The following is a 2,229-nucleotide window of genomic DNA, read 5'->3' as shown; positions in this document are numbered from 1 at the left end:
GTTTGTGTTTGTTCGGCGGATTAGTACCGGTCACCTTACACACCTCACGATGCTTCCAGATCCGGCCTATCAACCCCGTCATCTACAGGGAACCTCAAACGAAACCTCATCTTGGAACAGGCTTCCCGCTTAGATGCTTTCAGCGGTTATCCTTCCCGTACGTAGCCAACCAGCCATGCCCCGGGCGGGACAACTGGCACACCAGAGGTACGTCCGTCCCGGTCCTCTCGTACTAGGGACAGCCTTCCATCAAGTTTCCACGCGCGCGGCGGATAGAGACCGAACTGTCTCACGACGTTCTAAACCCAGCTCGCGTGCCGCTTTAATGGGCGAACAGCCCAACCCTTGGGACCTGCTCCAGCCCCAGGATGCGACGAGCCGACATCGAGGTGCCAAACCATCCCGTCGATATGGACTCTTGGGGAAGATCAGCCTGTTATCCCCGGGGTACCTTTTATCCGTTGAGCGACACCACATCCACAAGTAGGTGCCGGATCACTAGTCCCGACTTTCGTCCCTGCTCGAGAAGTCCCTCTCGCAGTCAAGCTCCCTTGTGCACTTACACTCTAAAACCTGGTTACCGACCAGGCTGAGGGAACCTTTGGGCGCCTCCGTTACCATTTAGGAGGCAACCGCCCCAGTTAAACTACCCACCAGGCACTGTCCCCGACCCAGATCATGGGCCAAGGTTCAAGGTGGCCAACCCGGTCAGAGTGGTATTTCACATCACGACTCCCCGACACCTGGCGATGCCGGATCCAAATCTCCCACCTATTCTACACAAACCGGACCGGACACCAATGCCAAGCTATAGTGAAGGTCCCGGGGTCTTTTCGTCCTGCCGCGCGTAACGAGCATCTTTACTCGTAGTGCAATTTCACCGGGCCTGTAGTTGAGACAGCAGGGAAGTCGTTACGCCATTCGTGCAGGTCGGAACTTACCCGACAAGGAATTTCGCTACCTTAGGATGGTTATAGTTACCACCGCCGTTTACTGGGGCTTAAATTCTCCGCTTCGACCACCGAAGTGGCCTAACAGGTCCTCTTAACCTTCCAGCACCGGGCAGGCGTCAGTCCGTATACATCAACGCAAAAGTCTTCGCACGGACCTGTGTTTTTAGTAAACAGTCGCTTCCCTCTTGTCACTGCGGCCACACCAAAAGTGTGGCCCCCCTTCTCCCGAAGTTACGGGGGCAATTTGCCGAATTCCTTAACTACAGTTCACCCGAACGCCTTAGTATCCTCTACCTGACCACCAGTGTCGGTTTAGGGTACGGGCCGAATGTGCACTCGCTAGAGGCTTTTCTCGGCAGCATGAGCACACCACCATCAACACAAAAAGTGTCTACGCTTCACGGCCCAAGGTCACCCTCCGGCGGGATTTACCTCACCGAAGCCTCTCACCGCTTACACCGCGCAATCCAACAACACGGCGTGGCTGCCCTCCTGCGTCACCCCATCACTTGGCTACTACGGATCAGGCCCCACGCGACCGATACCACGCCACAACACCCGAAGGCGAAGTGGACAAAAAGGCACCGACCGGATGGTTAGTATCCCCGGCTCACCACTGGGCGCGCACACTCGGGTACGGGAATATCAACCCGTTTACCATCGACTACGCCTGTCGGCCTCGCCTTAGGTCCCGACTCACCCTGGGAAGACGAACTTGACCCAGGAACCCTTGGTCATCCGGCGGGCAGGATTCTCACCTGCCAGATTCGTTACTCATGCCTGCATTCTCACTCGCACACACTCCACACCAGGGTCACCCCGACGCTTCACCACGTGCACGACGCTCCCCTACCCAAACAAACAAACGCTTGCTTGCCGCGGTGTCGGCGGTGTACTTAAGCCCCACTGAATTGTCGGCGCAGGACCACTCGACCAGTGAGCTATTACGCACTCTTTCAAGGATGGCTGCTTCTAAGCCAACCTCCTGGCTGTCTTCGCGATCCCACATCCTTTTCCACTGAGCACACCCTTAGGGGCCTTAACCGGCGATCTGGGCTGTTTCCCTCTCGACCAATGGAGCTTATCCCCCACGGTCTCACTGCCAAAGACCACATAACCGGCATTCGGAGTTTGGCTGATGTTGCTAAGACGATAATCCCGCTCAACCAACCAGTCGCTCTACCTCCGGCACGCTACACTTTGACGCTGCACCTAAATGCATTTCGGGGAGAACCAGCTATCACGGAGTTTGATTGGCCTTTCACCCCTACCCACA

The 2,229-nt window shown here is 56.4% G+C and carries 1 rRNA gene; it reads right to left on the bottom strand.

The window, feature by feature from the left end:
* Positions 1-2,229: ribosomal RNA gene (locus QP119_RS11410) — 23S ribosomal RNA — on the bottom strand; the annotation flags it as partial.

The sequence above is a fragment of the Corynebacterium frankenforstense genome, assembly GCF_030211955.1.
GTDB classification, from domain to species: domain Bacteria; phylum Actinomycetota; class Actinomycetes; order Mycobacteriales; family Mycobacteriaceae; genus Corynebacterium; species Corynebacterium frankenforstense_A.
This window is presented reverse-complemented; position numbering and strand designations above follow the sequence as displayed.